The organism is Streptomyces sp. NPDC001407 (assembly GCF_042895325.1).
Lineage (GTDB): Bacteria > Actinomycetota > Actinomycetes > Streptomycetales > Streptomycetaceae > Streptomyces.
This window is the reverse complement of sequence record NZ_JBIAWF010000001.1, coordinates 592466-607423: the sequence shown is the minus strand read 5'-3', so window position 1 is coordinate 607423 and position 14958 is coordinate 592466. Positions and strand designations below refer to the sequence as shown.

The 14958-nt window shown below is 66.8% G+C and carries 21 protein-coding genes and 1 other RNA gene; 12 read left to right on the top strand and 10 right to left on the bottom strand.

Translation table 11 applies throughout. The annotated features are described in order from the left end of the window. Positions 1-23 precede the first annotated feature (23 nt). The 10 genes from ACFY1P_RS02810 to ACFY1P_RS02765 all read right to left on the bottom strand — a co-directional run bounded on the left by ACFY1P_RS02810 (position 24) and on the right by ACFY1P_RS02765 (position 7846). Complete coding sequence (locus tag ACFY1P_RS02810; RefSeq protein ID WP_390749446.1) at positions 24-521, bottom strand: hypothetical protein; 498 nt, start codon at positions 519-521, stop codon at positions 24-26. After that, positions 522-905, bottom strand: coding sequence for a DUF5403 family protein (locus ACFY1P_RS02805; protein WP_390749445.1), 384 nt, complete (start codon positions 903-905; stop codon positions 522-524). Continuing rightward, complete coding sequence (locus ACFY1P_RS02800; protein ID WP_390749444.1) at positions 905-1240, bottom strand: phage head-tail adapter protein; 336 nt, start codon at positions 1238-1240, stop codon at positions 905-907. Before ACFY1P_RS02800 ends, ACFY1P_RS02805 begins: the two co-directional genes overlap by 1 nt. Then, complete coding sequence (locus ACFY1P_RS02795) at positions 1237-1692, bottom strand: hypothetical protein (protein ID WP_390749443.1); 456 nt, start codon at positions 1690-1692, stop codon at positions 1237-1239. The genes ACFY1P_RS02800 and ACFY1P_RS02795 overlap by 4 nt, the downstream gene beginning before the upstream one ends. Positions 1693-1763: 71 nt before the next feature. Beyond that, the gene (locus tag ACFY1P_RS02790; protein WP_390749442.1) at positions 1764-2825 is read right to left on the bottom strand and encodes a hypothetical protein; all 1062 of its coding nucleotides are present in this window, start codon (positions 2823-2825) and stop codon (positions 1764-1766) included. 80 nt (positions 2826-2905) lie between these two features. Continuing rightward, entirely contained in the window at positions 2906-3403 is a 498-nt protein-coding gene (locus tag ACFY1P_RS02785; RefSeq protein WP_390749441.1) for a hypothetical protein, read from the bottom strand. 3 nt (positions 3404-3406) lie between these two features. Continuing rightward, a complete protein-coding gene (locus tag ACFY1P_RS02780) occupies positions 3407-4534 on the bottom strand; it encodes a hypothetical protein (protein ID WP_390749440.1) in 1128 nt (375 codons plus the stop codon). Next, entirely contained in the window at positions 4531-5955 is a 1425-nt protein-coding gene (locus ACFY1P_RS02775; RefSeq protein WP_390749439.1) for a phage portal protein, read from the bottom strand. The genes ACFY1P_RS02780 and ACFY1P_RS02775 overlap by 4 nt, the downstream gene beginning before the upstream one ends. A gap of 34 nt (positions 5956-5989) precedes the next feature. After that, a complete protein-coding gene (locus ACFY1P_RS02770; RefSeq protein ID WP_390749438.1) occupies positions 5990-6922 on the bottom strand; it encodes a hypothetical protein in 933 nt (310 codons plus the stop codon). Positions 6923-7687: 765 nt separating this feature from the next. Further along, positions 7688-7846, bottom strand: a complete 159-nt coding sequence (locus ACFY1P_RS02765) for a hypothetical protein (protein ID WP_390749437.1) — start codon at positions 7844-7846, stop codon at positions 7688-7690. A 995-nt stretch (positions 7847-8841) separates the two neighbouring features. On the opposite strand from ACFY1P_RS02765, the gene ACFY1P_RS02760 reads away from it, so the two are divergent. From ACFY1P_RS02760 to ACFY1P_RS02705, 12 genes are all read left to right on the top strand, one after another. After that, positions 8842-9141, top strand: coding sequence for a hypothetical protein (locus tag ACFY1P_RS02760; RefSeq protein WP_390749436.1), 300 nt, complete (start codon positions 8842-8844; stop codon positions 9139-9141). Positions 9142-9152: 11 nt separating this feature from the next. After that, positions 9153-9593, top strand: a complete 441-nt coding sequence (locus tag ACFY1P_RS02755; RefSeq protein ID WP_390749435.1) for a Pycsar system effector family protein — start codon at positions 9153-9155, stop codon at positions 9591-9593. Positions 9594-10883: 1290 nt separating this feature from the next. Continuing rightward, positions 10884-11216, top strand: a complete 333-nt coding sequence (locus ACFY1P_RS02750; protein ID WP_390749434.1) for a hypothetical protein — start codon at positions 10884-10886, stop codon at positions 11214-11216. A gap of 69 nt (positions 11217-11285) precedes the next feature. Then, positions 11286-12104, top strand: coding sequence for a hypothetical protein (locus ACFY1P_RS02745; RefSeq protein ID WP_390749433.1), 819 nt, complete (start codon positions 11286-11288; stop codon positions 12102-12104). Positions 12105-12179: 75 nt separating this feature from the next. After that, complete coding sequence (locus ACFY1P_RS02740) at positions 12180-12494, top strand: hypothetical protein (RefSeq protein ID WP_390749432.1); 315 nt, start codon at positions 12180-12182, stop codon at positions 12492-12494. A gap of 23 nt (positions 12495-12517) precedes the next feature. Then, positions 12518-12952 (top strand): hypothetical protein, encoded by a 435-nt coding sequence (locus ACFY1P_RS02735; RefSeq protein WP_390749431.1) that lies wholly within the window; start codon positions 12518-12520, stop codon positions 12950-12952. 18 nt (positions 12953-12970) lie between these two features. Beyond that, positions 12971-13291 carry a hypothetical protein gene (locus tag ACFY1P_RS02730; protein WP_390749430.1) on the top strand — a complete coding sequence of 107 codons (321 nt, stop codon included), beginning with the start codon at positions 12971-12973 and terminating at the stop codon, positions 13289-13291. Positions 13292-13412: 121 nt separating this feature from the next. Further along, complete coding sequence (locus ACFY1P_RS02725; protein ID WP_390749429.1) at positions 13413-13748, top strand: hypothetical protein; 336 nt, start codon at positions 13413-13415, stop codon at positions 13746-13748. 9 nt (positions 13749-13757) lie between these two features. Continuing rightward, positions 13758-13822: hammerhead ribozyme type II (locus tag ACFY1P_RS02720), an RNA gene on the top strand. A gap of 21 nt (positions 13823-13843) precedes the next feature. Then, positions 13844-14032 (top strand): hypothetical protein, encoded by a 189-nt coding sequence (locus tag ACFY1P_RS02715; protein ID WP_390749428.1) that lies wholly within the window; start codon positions 13844-13846, stop codon positions 14030-14032. Positions 14033-14091: 59 nt separating this feature from the next. Next, positions 14092-14634, top strand: a complete 543-nt coding sequence (locus tag ACFY1P_RS02710) for an antirestriction protein ArdA (RefSeq protein WP_390749427.1) — start codon at positions 14092-14094, stop codon at positions 14632-14634. Beyond that, entirely contained in the window at positions 14631-14954 is a 324-nt protein-coding gene (locus ACFY1P_RS02705) for a hypothetical protein (protein WP_390749426.1), read from the top strand. The genes ACFY1P_RS02710 and ACFY1P_RS02705 overlap by 4 nt, the downstream gene beginning before the upstream one ends. The last annotated feature ends 4 nt before the right edge of the window (positions 14955-14958 follow it).

Below are 14958 nucleotides of genomic sequence, written 5' to 3'. Positions count from 1 at the left end.
AATTGAGGTGCGTGCGGGATGGACTATGGGAGTGGGAAGGGGCGCGTCCGCGGCTTGCGGATCTGAATGTCGTAGACGGACTCGTAACGCCACACACCCGTGGGCAGGTCGGCGTACTGGACCGGACCCGTCGCGGTGGCCCAGTCGCTTGCCCGGCGAGGGGAGGAGTTCATGTCCACCCGCGTGATATGGCCTCTGCCAGGGACGACTTCGTGGTTGAGCCAGGAGTCCCGCAGGACCACGCGCACGGCCTCGGAGAGGACGGCGGCGTCCTCGTCCCCATTCGGGTCTGCGGCGAAGCAGTTCACGACGACGCGTGCCGCGTCCGTGAAGCGTGTGTCGGTCGCCCATTGCCCGAACGTGGGGTCTCTGCGGACCAGCACGAGAGGGAAGCTCTCATGCCGGTCGATGAGGCTCTTCACGCGGATGCCCGGCAGACCCTTGCGGAGGATCGCGAGCAACAGGTCTTCCACGGGCGAGAGTTCAGCAAGCGCCTTGATGTGATCGGGTATGCCGGCCACTTAGTCGAGCTTCACCTTGCCCTTTCTCTTCTTGGGCAAATTCGAGGCGGTGGCGAGAATGTAGAGGCCGTCCATCGCCGGGAGCGTGTCGAGGTACTTCTTTCCACGCCTGTCCTCGCGGACGATGACGGATTCCTCGCGGCCGTACTCGATGCTGAGGGCAGCCTTCTGCCCGCGATCATCGGACAGGATGACGTAGCGGTTGTTGTCGCCCGCCTCGATGTCAATCTCCGCGTGACCGTCTGCGCGGTGCCGGACGAGGATCTCCTCGGCACGTACCGCGATTTCGAAGGCGCGGGCCGTCAGCTCCGCCTGGACGCCTTTGTGGACAGCGAGCCACTTTTCGAGCCGCCGCCCGCCGATCTCTGATTCGACATGCGCCATCAGGGCCGCTCCCGGATGTCGATGGACCAGTGCCGGGTGCGCCTGTCCCCGTGGTGGTAGGCGGGTGGGCTGACGATGTCCCACTGGCGGCCCGCGTACTCGACGCGGGACCACAGGGAGACGCCGTCGAGGTGGGCGTCCACGATCATCCTCGTCACGTTGATCTGCTGCTGGCCAGGGACTTCCGCGCGGGCCGATCGCTGCGGGATGAAGGCGGCCCGGACCTCGACCGGCCCCGCCGGATCGGCCATGGTCACCGCGTTGCCGCGAGAGTCGATGACCTCGACCGTCTTCCAGACCCGGGCGCGCTGGCCGCGCCTGCGCTGCAAGCTCACCAGGGCCCCCGGTTGTCGGAGAACAGCGGGAACCTGTCGCCGGGGTAGTCGACGGGCACCAGGCCCCCGGCCGTGGGCCGGATGGTCGAGTTCCAGGAGCTGACGATCACGCTGGTCAGGCCAGGCCGCGTGCCGGCCAGTCCTTCCAGGAGCCGTTTCTCCTCCGCCGTGAAGTGCACCGTTCCCGCATCATGACCGAGGTCGGCCCAGGCGAGCGTCTCGTCGCCCGCGCGCGACTGGGTGTAGCCGCTGGGATTGCTCATGTACCGGGCCGCCGCCTTGAGGACCAGCGTCCGCACGAGCTGAGGAGCCCGGTCCGGCGGCCAGTCGCGGCCGTAGGCCGCGGCGAGTGCCGAAGCGTCTTCCAGCGCCCCGGCCGCGATACGCAGCTCGTCGGCGTCCAGCTCCCAGTCCAGACGGCCCTTGAGGTCGTCGAGTGTGGCGTACGCCAAGGAGCCCTCCTTCAGGAAAGGGCTGGCGGCCGTGCACCATCGTTACAGGTTCACACGGCCGCCAGAGCGAATCAGGCGTTGGCCGGGTCGGTCTCAGCCGCCGGGCCGGTCGGAGTGAAGACCTTCGCGGCGGAAACGCCGGTGATGGTCGCCAGCTCGGAGCCCACCTCGGGGTAGTCCGACTTGCCGTCGAGGGTCAGCTTGATACCGCGCACGAAATGCTGCTCCGAGGAGATAACTTCCTTCTCCTTCGCCGCATCCCAGCCGACGAGAATATCGGGCACGCTGCGGAATCCCGCGTACGTGTTGACCACGCTTCGGTCCTGCATGTAGAGCGAGTCGTAGTCGCGGACCCAGCGAAGGGCGATGGACTCGAAAGAAGTCGTCGCTCCGTACGGGACGGACTGCGGGACGCTGGGGGCGCCGGAGAGGAAGATGAAGCCCGACTTGGCGAAAGCGTAGGCGGCGTCGGCGGGAATCGTCTGGTCGACGACGATGCGGAATCCGAATCGCTCGCCGATGCTCGCAGTGCGCAGGGCGGTTTCCGCCTCGCTATCGCCCACATTCTGAGCAAGGTTCAGCGCCGGATCGGTCAGGAGAGCCGACTCAAATTCCGTGCCGACCAGCAGGTAGCGACCCTCTCGCGGAGCGTGGAAGGCATTGAGAACCCTGCGGGCTTCAATGAGCGCCGACCGCAGGTTCTTGCCCGCGTTGCCGATCGTCACGCTGTAATTCTGGCTGGTCAGGAGCTTGACCGCCCGTCGCTGAAGACCTCGGGCAATCGCCTTGGACTGCGGACGGAGCAGCTTGGCCCAGCCGTCGATGTCGAAGTCGTACTGCTCGTCGGTCAGCTTGACCGCGGAGTACACGTTGCCCCCGAAGGAAACGGCGATGGTCCGCTCGCTGTACTCGTCGAACTGGATCGGCGAGGAGCGGTCGTTACGCCATGCATAGTCGTGGAAAGGAAGAATTCCTTCGACCTTCATGGAAATGGTGTCATTCTCGGCGCCCTTGAACTGATCGACGCCCTGCTTGGTGAAGAGGTTCGGAATGATGAGCTCCTGCTCAAGCATTCCAACCGCAGTGTTGACCAGCTTCTGCGGCTTTACGACCTGGTGCTGAACGGTGGGCAAGTAGTGCTACCTCCGGGCATAAAAAAACCCCGGGGCTGGTAGCACCGGGGGTTTAAGTGGAACGTTTCGGCAAATGCGGGCTAAAAGCGTCGGGACAGTCGCGCCAGCTTGCGCGGGTCCATTTCTCCGTCGCCGCCGTCATCCGGCGTCAGGCCCCCGCCCAGGGACTGGGGGAGCGGGGCCGGGATGTACTTGGCCAGCACCTTCGCGTGCGTCTCAAGGGCGGCCTCGTCCTCACCGCGCAGGGCGTCGGCCAGGTCGTCGGGCAGCTCGAAGCGGCGGGCGACGGACGCCCGCAGCATGGACCGCTCCAGCTCGGCGTTCTGCTGGCGGAGCTCGCCGACTGCCGCCTCGACCTCCTCCGGGCTCTTGGCCTCGGAGAGCTTCGTCTCGGCCTCGCGCAGCCGGGTGCGGTAGCTCGCGGCTTCGCCGCGAATCTTGGCCAGCTCCTTGCGTGCCCACTCGGGCAGGACGTCTTCGACGGTCGACTCGGCCGTCGCGCCGGGTGCCGGCTGCTCGGCCGGGGGCTGCTCCTCGCTGGGCGCCGCCTGTTCGGCCTGGGTGATCTCTTCGGGCACGGTTCACGCCTCCGGGGTCGTGGTCGTGGACTGCCGCGCCTCCCGGGCGGCGGCTCTTTGCTTCTGGCGGATGAATCGGCGCCAGACCGATATGGCGTCCTTACCGGTGTGGCCCTTGGTGACCTCCGGCCACAGGGACTCGAACTCCCGCGAAAGTGCGGTCAGTTCGCTCGACTGGTACTCGCCTCGGTTCCAGATGGGGGCCGCGTAGCAGTTGCAGTTGTCGTGGTACTTGTCGCCGTCGTAGAAGACGGCGGACTCGCGGCTCTTGTAGACCGGCCCTCGGCTGATGAGCATCGCGCACCAGCCACACGGGGTGCCGGTGCGGGACAAGCGCACATAGCCGAGCGCTCGCCTGTCGCGACGCATGTGCGCCCAGGTCGAGGACCTGCCGCCGTTCATCGCGACGCGGGAAGCCGCGGCTGCCTGGCGGGCACCGGCCTGCCGGTGTGCTTCAGCGCGGGCAGCGTCGGCGTCCTTCGCCGACTGCTGGTCGTCCATCTTGGCCAGGCGCCGGTTCAAGTTCTGTGTGCCGAGGGCGTCGAGGACGGTTCGGAGCTCCTCCTCCGCAGCCCGCTCGATGCGCTCCTCTTCCTCACGGAGTCCCCGCAGCTCCTCGACGAGGACGTTCTCCCAGTCGTCGGCGCCGTCGTCGAGCTCATGGCCCCCGTCGCCGTGAGACGAAGCCGGGTTCCCCTCCTCCGCAGGCTGTTGGTGCACCTCGTGAGAGGCCGAGGTCTCCCCGGACTCACCGGTCGCAGCCTCACCCTCCCGCGAGGACCCAGGCGGGTTGTACGTGCCGGCCAGGGCCGCGAACTCGCGCCTCAAGTCCCCAAGGGTCACCCGCTCGGGCTCCGGGTGGTACGGGTCGGCCACCGTCGTGCCGGTCTGGAGCGCACGGGCGAGCCTGTAGTACGCACGCGCAAGGTCCCGGGCCTGCCGCCTGCGCCCCATAACGAGCGAGATCGCCCGCCGGAGCCAGCCACCAGCGGTGGCTGCACGCAGATCGGCCGGCACTTCTGCCCACAGGGCGAGCGCCTCGGCCGTTGTGTGCACGCCGATCTGAGTCATGGCAACGTGGAAGGCGGCCGAGACGTCGTCCGTCTCGGCCTGCCGCGCGGGCCGCGTCACGCCGCCACCTTCTCGGCCTGCGTTCCGGCCTCGGGCGTTGCCCGGGTCAGCGCGCCCGCGAGCTGCGCCACCGAGTCGTCGTCCTCGCGCATCTGCTCCCAGTCCTCAAGTTCCGTCTGGGTGACACCGGGGACGCGGCGCCACAGGCCGCGCTCGGGAATGCCGAGCTGCTGACGGAGCTTTCCGAGGGCGTCTGCGGCCTGGCCGAGACTGCGCGACTCCATGTCGCGCCAGATGACCTCGCCGCGGTAGTCCTCGGACGAGGTCGCGTTGCCGGCTAGCTCGGCGGCCAACCGGAACACTCGCTCCCAGCTTTCGCCGAATGAGGTCCTGAACTCCGAGATCTTGCGGCTCAGCGCGACCTCCGCCGCCTGGAGGGCCTCCGCTGACAGATTCGCGATCTGCCCAAGCAAATGATGCGGTGGCACCTGCGCGAGCGCGCTGAGGTGTCGGACACTCATGTCGATCGACTCGATGAACCCACCGAGCGGGGTTTCGTCCAGCGAGCCGAACTTAACGTCCGGGTCCTCGGCGAACAGAAAACGCCTGCTGTTGTGATTGATCCGCAACGGGACCGGGTTCCCCAGCTCGTCGAGAACCGGCTCGCCTGTCTCCGGGTCGCGCTGGATCGGCGGCGCCATGCCGGTAACCGTCCTCACCTTCGTGCTGCCATAGCTTTGTGCCAGCAACAGATCGAAGACGGTCTGATTGATCCGGTCCTGGAGGGCGATCATCGGCTCGATGACGCCGAGCGTCCGACCCTCCAGGTCCACGTAGGCGGCGAAGCGCGTCACAGGGCACTCACCGCTGCCGTGCGGCCGGCCACCCTGCACACGCACCGACTTCTCGTCGCTCAGCGACCGGAAGGTGACGGCGTACTCGCGCTTGGCGTCCCACAGCCGGGCGGAGCCCGGCTGGTCGTCCTGCGGCCAGGCCGTGACGGTCAGCGCCGCCGCCGGAGTGTCATCGTTCGCGGGGTCCTCGAACAGCGCGCTCGTCTTGAGGGCCGACAGCCCCTTGGTGACGATGGCGCCGGATCTGTTCGTCTCCGTGACGGTGAAGGCGTGTCCGTATGACAGGGCGCCTCGGTACACGGCTGCCTGCCGGGCATCGAGACGCGAGCGCTGCCAGTGCTCCCACTCCGGGGTGGCCGAGTCCGGCTCCGTCGAGGCCGCGGTTCCTGAGCCCGACCGGTGGCCGTCGACATAGAGAGCCTGCGCGGGAGTGCCGACCAACAGCGGGCACCAGTTGGAAATCGAGCGCTTGGCGAGGAGCCGGTATTCATCGTCAGCCGAGGGCGGCATGTACGGGTCCGCGTGGCGCCCGTGCAGATAGGCGTCGATATGGGCCAGCCGATCGCCGTCCCGATGCAGGATGGCCAGGAGCTGACGTGCGAGCGTCAGCGGGGAAGGGTCGGCCATGGATCACCGCCCTTGTTACAGGTTAATAGCTTGGTCAAAGGAAATAGCCGCGACCGCTGCGCTTCCGCACAGTCCGGCCACGGGCCCGCAGATCGACGAGTGCCTCGTGCGCCAACATGAGCGCGGCGTAGGCGTCCACCTTCCGGGGCGACTCTCGGCTCTGCTTGCCGAAGGACACGCCGAAGTTGTTCGTGCGGCGGACGGCGTTGAGTGCATGCCGGCGGAGTTTCCGGTCGCCGTCGTGGCTGATCTTTCGATCGAGGATCGAGCGCAGCAACCTCTCGTGGGCCATGGTCGATGCCTTCAAGCTGGATCGCATGTCCCAGCCGATCGCATCCTTGCCCGGAGCCCGGACGGCCAGGCCCTCGCCGTAGGTCGCGGACCACTCGGAGATCCGGCTCTCCCACAGAGCCACGTCGGCGAAGAAGCCCTGCACGGCGAAGGTGGCGAATGCTTCGTGCACCGCGCTGTCGACCTGGTCGCGGGGGACCTCCCAGTCCTTGCCGGCCGGGCCGTCAGGCTTCTCCCAGAGGCCCAGGATGACGGCGTGCATGTCGCTGACGCGGAGCGCCAGCAGGCAAGTCGAGTCGTCGCGGAGGCCGCCGTCGAAGCCGAGCACGACCTCGTCGCCGGGCTGAAGCAGCTTCGACTCGTCCCGGAGGACGTCCCAGTCGGCCGGGCTGAGCAGTGCGTCCTCGCTCGCCACGATCTGGTTCAGCCACATCCGACGCGAGCGGCTGGGGGCGATCGTCGTGTCGAGGATCGACTGAAGGATGGTCTCGACCCGCAGCCACACCGCGTCACCGCGGATCTTCGGCAGGACGATCCGGATCGCCTCCGGCGTCAAGGGTGTCGCAGGGTGGGCCTCGATCGAGTCGTACATGAAGCCGACGTCCGAGGCGCGGCCTTCGAGGATTTTCTCGTACGCCTCGCGCATATTCTCGGCGACGGAATCCTCACCGGGCAAGAAGGCGTTAGTAATCGCTAGGTAGCGACTGTCTCGCTTGGTTGCATTTCCATCAATTGTGGAGTACATGCGGTCGCCCGCTGTGGAGGCAACCCAATGATGTGTTTCGTTCAGAACGACAAACGTGGACTAAAGAACGCGCCCCTTCCAGGGCGCGATAACTACTAGTCACCGCCTCAAGTCTCTGGCGGCCACCATTGGCGCGGATGAGCTCCGACCCAGCTTTGATCCCGTACGTTTCAATCAGTTTGTCCGACATCAAGGACGGCATAAGCGTCATGGTGTTTCGGGTCTGATCCCGCGAGACGGCAGCCACCTGCACCCACGCCTGCGGGTGTGGAACTCCAACCGGCTGTCCGTGCTTATCCCAGTGCGAAAAGCGACTCGGCCCGACGAACTCGACGAGGGAAATTACCGCGAGGAGCGGGTCCTTGCCGGTAAGCCCCAGCCCTTCAGGCGCTGCAAGACACCCTTGCGGTATATGAACCGACCGTTTGCGTCGACCGCGTACCACCAAAGCGTCCAGCGCAATTGCTCGCGAGTGAAACGCCATGGGCCGCCATCATCGGAGCGCAGGTATTCAGCGCACCAACCGGCAACCTGCCACCCGAGCGTGCGCTCAGGAAGTTCCCAGGACCCGTCTGTGGCCTTCTGCCACGTGGGGCCGAGGAAGGAGGGCTCAAGGGCCTCGATCTCGTCTGTCGTAAGGGCTGGAATGGGACTCACCCCCTCTCGACAGTCGGGCCGCCCGGAGGACGGCTCGCCTTACTCGGCGAGCCCCAGTTCTTTCCGGTAGTCGGCGATGGCGAGCACGGCCGCGGACTGCTCCTGCGGCTCAGGTTCGTGCAGCTCGATGCGCACACGGCGCCGGTCACCCTCGGCCACGAGGAGCCGCTCAAAGGCGCTGTAGATGGTCTGGAGCATCTGGCCGCTCCTCTTCCCAGCCTTCTTGTAGTAAGAGAGGTCTTCGCAAAGAGAGAAGGCGAGGGCCCAATCGGACTGCTGGTAGAAGTCGGATTGCCCAGAATCTTTCAGCGAGTCCCAGAGGCGTTTCGCAATCGGATGCCACGACCGGTCCGCGTTCGGCACCTTCGTGGGCCGGGCAACGCCGCGCGTCACAGACTGCACGTCGCTGCCCTTGCGCTCGCGGGGGCGAGCTAGGTCCGACTCGCGATTCGGTACAGGTCCGGACATGGGCTCACCACCTACTCGATCAGGCCGGGGTGAGCCTCCGTCCTGCGGAATCTCTGCGCATGCCGGCGCCGGGCCCGATGCCGGGCCGCTGCCCCTTCACGGGAGGACTTGACCTGGTGATGCCACCCGCAGAGTGCTCGAAGGTTGGCTTCTCGATGGTCGTCACCAGGAAGAATGTGATCGACGTCTGTAGCGGGCTCAGCACAGCGCTCCCCGTACTGGTTTCGCTCCGTGCACTGATAGCCGTCACGTCGAAGAATGCGAAGACGAATCTTGGGCCAGTCGGACGGAAGGCGATCACGCCTGCCCGAGCCCTTCCATTGGGGAATGGCGAACCTCGACCTGCAAGAAGCACGTAAGTACGTACTCGGTCTTCATCAAGCGGGCCCCTTTGGGGCCTCGGCCTGGATTGCCGTAAGTACGTACTTCGTCTTCAATTGGCGAGCCCCGTCAGGGGCTCAAGCCTCGCGACTTACGTACTTACACTTATAAGTCGCAAAAAGATCATGCTTTTGGAAACGCGCAAGCACGTGATCGTGCTCACACGTACGTGAGGCGGCGGCGAAGAGCAGAGCCGCCCGGAGGGCGGGCCACCCGAAGACAGCTAGGACACGGTGGCGGCCGAAAGGCCGCCCCTTGGCGAAGACGCCTTACGTACATACGTGATTGGGACGTACATACGTGATCTGGGTACAGCGCCCAGGGGGCGCCGCTAGCCTGACCTCATGGCAAACGAAGAGCGCATCGTGCAGGCCGGAATGGACCCGTTAGACGACCTGGTCCTGGCCGTCCGAGGCGACGAGAACAGCACGTCCCCCGACTACGAGCTGCCGCCAGCGGTCACGCTCGACAAGGCGTCCGAGGTGCTCGACTTGGACCCCGCAGAAGGTCTGCGTGCGGCGCAGGCCGGCACGTACCCCGTACCCGTGATCAGCGTCGGCAAGGACTTCCGGGTCGGCACCGCTCACCTCATCAGGACGGTCGGCCTGGACAGGGTGCGGGCAGCGCTCCGCGTCCAGGGATGACCGTGGAGGACGTGAGCGAGCCGCTTGCTCGCGCCCACGCTGAAGTGTCCGCCGAGATCAGCCGGACCGACGGCAAGGCGTCAGCGTTGCTCGCGGCGCTCGGCATTCCGCTGGCCGTCTTGGTGGCGGTGCTGCCTGGGCACAACCTGCCGGCCACCGGCACCGTCCTGGCCGGGGTCGCGGTGGCGGGACTCGTCGCCGCGGTGCTGGTCACGCTCTTCGTCCTGCGGCCTCACATCGGCAACGCGACCGAGGGCTCCTTCCTGCACTGGGCGGACTGCACTGCGGACGAGGTGCTCGCGGACCTGGCTGTGGACCGTCGCACCGCGCAGCTCATCGTCCGCTCACAGTTGGCCCGCCGGAAGTTCGAGGCCCTCCGGGTGGCCATTCACATCGCCGCTGGCTCCATCGTCGTCCTGGCGCTCGCGCTCGCGGTCAGCCTCGTCGAGTAGGGCCCATTCCTGCGCGGCAGCCGCTCGGCGTTCGCGCAGGTGAGGGCCCCTTTCGCTGCCCTCGTCGACCTTGGAACCGTGGCAGAAAGTGAGCTGCTATGACAGGGCGGTCCGCGCGCGATCGTACCGGGGGTCATCCCCCACCCCGCTCGGCCGCCGCTGCGTACGCGTACGCGCGCGACACGCGGTGCCGAGGAACGCGCGCACACTTCCGCCATTGCTGGGCAGGATCGGGCATCGAACGGGCAGGGAAACCGCCTCTGACCTGCACGATTGGACATGCTGTGAACCTGTGACTAATGTTCTCCATGTCGCCAACGACGCCAGCCGCAAGGCAGGCAAGGGGGCGACAGGCAAGCGCAAGTCACAGGTTGACAGCGCAGACACCAACCGCCTAGAGTTGGACTCGCCGCAAGGTCGCTGAGAACGGGGCTCATGAGAGCCGCCGCCGGAGGTCAGTGGCGAACCCGCCCCGCAAGGGGCTCTGATTCGAAAGCAGGTGTTAACCTGTGACAGGATCGGAACCGCCGAGCCGCAAGGCTCAGCACACCAACGTTGCATGGACGCTCGATCCGGCCCCTGTCTCCAAGTGGGACGCTGGACGTCGCAACCGGGTCTCTCCGGTGTGGATCGAGCGCAAGGGCTGAAGGCCACCCCCTTCCGGGGTTGCTCAAGCTCGCGGGCCCTTCGGGGTCTGAGGAATCATCGCCCGGCCAAGGGGCGTGAAAGGTCTAGCGGGGTGACCCTGCGCAGTACGGACCGGAAGCGTGCTGGACTGTTCGGGTACGAGGTTCGGGTACAGACGACTGAGTGAACGCGCACTGCCATACCGGCTGGGGCTATCCACCCCAGCGCACCGGGAGCGCTCCAACCGACTGAAGCCATGCTGACCTGCGGAGGGCACCCGATGCAGGCGCGGTATGGGGTCGGGGACGGGCGTGAGGTAGGGGCCTGATTGGTCGATCCAGGGCTCACCGTCCATCGGACGGCCGGAAACGGACCGAACGGGAGGGAAACCAACCGGGAGGAACGGGAACGGCACGATGACGGACGGTGAGACGGGCGCCTGAGTGAGCGTCCGTCCCGACAAGCGAAATCACCCACTCTGTTCTACCGGCCAGCGAATGCGGCCGGGGCCACTCGCCTCCGGCGAGTGGCCGCAAAGCCCCTCACAGGGTCAAACCTCTGGGGGGTACGGACTCCTCCCGCCTTCGGGCGGGAGTCGAGTCGGGCCGCGAGGCCCTTTTCGTTGCCCGCAAGTGTTAACCTGTAACTGAAAGGTGAGGTCACATGGCCGTCTCCCTGATCAAGAACAACCCGCTCGCTTACTCCGGCCGCTCCCTGCTGGAGATCGCAATGGAGTCCTCGCACAACCTCGGCGAGCGCGTGTTCCAGCTCGGCCGCGAGCTCGACACCACCCGCCGGGCCCTGGCGGACGCGGAGATCATGCTCGACCTCTACCACGAGGTCGGTGTCCAGCTCTCCGCCGAACTGAACGAGGCGGACATGGTCATCACGCTCCTGCGTGAGTCGCTCGACGAGACCCGCCGCATCCGTGACGAGCGGGAGCGCGTCCTTCGTGGCGAGCTGGAGCACTACAAGGCGCTCGCCCGCGCCAACTGACGCCCAAGCTGTTAACCTGTGACTGACGCCCCCTCTCGTGTTGGAGGCTGGGAGGGGGCGTCGTCCTGAGTGATCGCGAGGATCATGTACTACAGGCTCGATCCGCCGTCCGACCAGACGCTGACCGCGTACGCAGCCCGACTCGGCGACGACTACCACGCTTGGCCCTCCTGGCATACGGGCCGGTACTCCGTAGACGACCTGCCCACCCACGTGGAGATGTTCACGTGGAACGACGACAGAGCGGGCTGGATCGGGGACAAGAGCAACTTCGAGGTGGCTCGCGACGCAATCCGCACCGCCGCTGACGCAGGGCGCGAGGACACCGAGGTCTCCGGCGAACACGTTTATGAGTGCGGGGGAGGGGCGGGCGCATGGGACACCGCCCAGCTCTTCGTCCAGGTCTACGAGGAGACCTGCCCCCTCGGCTGTCTCGGCACTCACACCGAGGACTGCAAGCCGAACTGCGATCCGTACGAGGACGAGTGCTACGGCGCCGAATGCGAGGGCGACTGTCGCGGGCGTACGTACACCGCAGCCTTCCGTGAGGCCGTCGCCCTCGCGGAGTACGTCAAGCATCAGTACCCGTTCCTCGACGAAGACGACTACGACGACCAGCGTCGCGAGGTGTTCGAGAAGAACCTCAACGAGGCACTGGACGACGTGAAGCTCCACTACCCCTACGACACCGAAGACGATCACCGGAGCATCGTTGAGCACGCCTCCGACCAGCTCTGGGATCTGAAGTACAACGAGCCGGACGGCTACGCGGACTGGGACTCCGTACGAGACGCGTACGACGCGGGCCGCGGTGAGCACTTCCTTGCCCTCGGCCGAGAGTTCATGCGCAACGAGATCCCTGGCCAGCTCGCCCTGATGCCGGCCTGACCCTCCCCTGAACCGCCACCCCTCCCCTGCTCCCCTCTCGGGGAGGGGTGGCTCCCCACGCGAATGCGAGGACCCATGAACACCGCCACCCGTCCCTACGAGGTGCGCGTCTGGAACGAGGTCGCTGACCTGCTCGGCCTCTGGGAGATCCAGCAGGATGCCGGCCAGTACGTCGTTACCCATGACCACCGTGAGGAGACCCGCTTCGACAGCGAGGGCGAGGCCCTGTCGTTCGCCCGCTTCGGAGCCGAGGCCCTCGTCGAGACCTCCCGCCGCGACTGCCCGTGCGAGGGCGACCCCGAGTGCGGCTTCTGGGAGCCCCACGGCATCTCGGTGCAGGAAGTCGAAGCCGAGCTCTCCCTGATCACCCCGCCCCTTCTCTGCCTGTAGACACCCACCACTGGAGACTGACCATGCGCGCCTTCAAGCGGCTCACCTCGATCTTCACCAAGCGGACGCCCCTGCCCGCACCTATGCCGGCCGCGCCGTCCCGGCTCCGTCGCGCCCTGAATCCCTGGGGTGCCCTCCGGGCGGAGCGACAGGCCGCCGTGCTCTACATGACCCTGGCCTCCCAGGTTGTGGAGGTCTCCGAGGAGCAGCTCGGCCAGTACCGCTCCGCCACGTGCGACCTCGCCACCCTCTTCAACGACGGCATGCTGGCGTCGCACATCGCGGACAAGCTCACCTGCTCGGAGGCGGAGGAGCTCGCCGACTTCTTCCGCGCCGTCGACCACCCCCACGTCGCCGACCTCTGGCTGGAGTGCCACAGCGAGGGAGACGGCGACGAAGACGACCTCCACTACGTGGGGGAGCGCTCCGAGCCCACCGAACTCGCCATCGCCGCCTGACGAGGAAGAAGGCCAAGAATGTCCACGTGTGACTTCTGCACCATGCCCACCGCCCGCTGGCTGTACATCCCCCAGGATCGAGCCGTCGCAGCGCTGATGACCGATGACGGCGTGGTGGTCCCGCTCCCCAGCGACGGCCGCTGGCGGGCATGCGACCTGTGCTCCGACCTCGTCGACACCGACGACATGGAACGCCTGATCGCCCGGTCCTTCACCACCATGCGCATCCTCGGCGTACCCCTGCCGGACGGCGGACCGGACCTGGAGCACATGGCCATGGTCGTCATGACCAACTTCGCCACGGTGCTGGCCGGACGGCCCACCAAGCAGCCTCTGTGAAGCCCGCAGGCTGCTTCTCCTTTCACCAAGCTGTGAACCTGTAACAAGCGGGCGGTCCTCCGTGCTGAGGCATGGAGGACCGCCCCCCAGCAGAGACCTGGAGACCAACATGATCACGCCCATGACGCCCGAAGCCGACAAGGCCGTCCGGGAGGTCGTGAACCGCCACGTCCGCAAGGGCAGCATGCGCCGCTCGGAGGCGAACCGGCTCGTCCGTGACGGACTGCCGATCATCCTGTCCGGCTTCGCCGAGGCCCGCATCAAGGGCAAGCCCGAGGCAGCCATCACTGCCGACCTCGAAGATGCGCTTGCCGAGGCCAAGCAGCGCTGGGCCACCGCCAGGACCGCCACCCGGCGCCGCGTGGCGCTCCTGGACGTGTCCACCGCCGAGTTCGCCATCGCGGCATGGGCGGGCGTGCGCCGCGACCTCGCCAACCACCTCGCCGCCCACTCCTGACCGACGCAAAGGCGAAACCTCCGAAAGGAGGTCGGCGGGAGGCGGCCCCTCCCCCCTGACGATGCCAGCCCGCATCGCGCACAAGGAGTAACACCATGACGCGAATCGGCCCCGTGATCCTCGACGCCTTGATGGTCGTCGCCCTCACCAGCGCCTTCTGGGTCCTGGTCGACGAGGACCCGAGCACCGTGCAGTTCGCGGCTTCGACCGTCGGCGCATTCCTCGTCCTGGAAGCGGTCCGGTCGCTGCGTCAGTACGTCGACCGCCGCACTGCCCAGAAGTGATCACCCGCCGCCGGGTCGAGCGCCCGGTCCGGCGGCCCCCACTCTCAGCAAGGAGCAACATGCCCACCCTGTCCACCGCCATCCGGCCGCGCGTCTGGATCGGCTGCCTCGCCTGCTACAACGGCGGTCGCTTGACCGGCGAGTGGTACGACGCCGACATAGCCGGCCTCGTCACCCCGGCCGACCTGCACGGCCGCGAAACCTCCCACGAGGAGCTGTGGGTCTTCGACCACGAGGACTTCTACGGCGCCCTGGAAGGAGAGTGCTCGCCGCACGAGGCCGCCGAGATCGCCGAAGCCATGGTCGACCTATCGGCGGACGAGGCCGCACCCTTCGCCGTGTGGGTCCGCGAGTGGGGCGTGCATGCCGAGCGGAACCACTGGGTCGAGCGCTTCCACGACGAGTACCGCGGCTTCTACAAGAGCGAGGGCGACTTCGCGGCGGAGTGGGCCGAGGACACCTCCGAGCCGGAGGACCAGAAGCGCATGCAGGTCTGGCCCTTCAACGCCATCGACTGGGACTACGCCGCAAAGGAGCTGTTCAGCGGCGGCTTCCACTCCGAAGAAGTGTCCGGCGGCATCTACGTCTTCGATCCGCAGTGAACGCCGAACCCTGCGTCGAGTGCGGCGACGTGCCCGAGCTGCTCGACGAAGACCTCACCTGCGCGCCCTGCCGCATCCGAATCCACCTGGGAGCAACTGTCATGGAAACCAAGCTTGTTGAGGTCCGTTTCGAGATCGAGGAAGTCGTGACCTGCGAAGTCGTGGCCACGGTCGAGGTGCCCATCGACGTCATCGACGACGATGACGAGCTCCTGCACTGGCTGGAGGACAACGACGACGCCTGGGTGGACGACATCGACCCGACGGCCCAGCACGTCGCAGAGCGCACTGTGACCGACGTGTACGGAACGGCGGCCTGACCGC